Source organism: Paraburkholderia sp. UCT31, from assembly GCF_014397655.1.
Lineage (GTDB): Bacteria > Pseudomonadota > Gammaproteobacteria > Burkholderiales > Burkholderiaceae > Paraburkholderia > Paraburkholderia tuberum.
Window position 1 is genome coordinate 1 of record NZ_VZQP01000201.1, and the last position, 751, is coordinate 751.

Genomic DNA, 751 nt, shown 5'->3' on the forward strand with positions numbered 1-751 from the left:
CTTCTTCAACCAGCAGGTCGATCTGCCCGAGGTCGACGGGTCCGAGGTTGATCGTGATTTTTTCCGAGTCGCCGCCTTTCGAGCGGGGGGTGTCCAATACCGCGGGTTTCTTCATCGCACCATCCTTCCACCATCCATGTGGATGGTTATAGGATGGTTTTAGATGCGCCGCAACATAAAAATTTGGGGTCGAGACGCCTTCTGGGCTCGCCGCATCGCTGGTCGTGGGGGCTAGATAGAGCGCGGATATCGCTCAGTGGTTGTCGCGTGACTTTCCCAAGCGCGATCGCCGGTCGATGCGCATATGGATAGCTACGAGGTACTGGCCGGTGGAGGACGCGGCAGCGGTTGAATACTGCGCTGAGCCTCCTCGGCGTTTCGCGGAACAACCCGTCTGCCGGTCTCATCGTTGTAAAGGCCAGTTACAGCGCTGGGTTTGTGACACGCGCCTTCCTCGATCTGGTGGCTCAATACTATTCGTTTAACAATAGCCGAGGCCCTACACGCTGAGCAGAACCTTCCGCACGTCGGACTCGGGGGCAATGCGCTCATCCTGCCCCGCTTGACCGGGCACCGGGCATCCAGTGATGTCGCGCCTGCAAGGTCCGACTCGATCGTGCCGAGTGGGTAGGCCGTACTGGATTCGAACCAGTGACCAACGGATTAAAAGTCCGCTGCTCTACCAGCTGAGCTAACGGCCCGACTCGCCCGATGTTCCCCGCGACCGGGGCACTTCTTGCCTGTTTGGCCT

At 59.4% G+C, this 751-nt stretch carries 1 tRNA gene and 1 pseudogene; both read right to left on the bottom strand.

From position 1 onward, the window contains the following. Positions 1–115 (bottom strand): annotated as a pseudogene (locus F6X40_RS43770) (CopG family transcriptional regulator); the annotation flags it as partial. A gap of 513 nt (positions 116–628) precedes the next feature. Next, positions 629–701: transfer RNA gene (locus tag F6X40_RS43775), tRNA-Lys, on the bottom strand. Positions 702–751 lie beyond the last annotated feature (50 nt).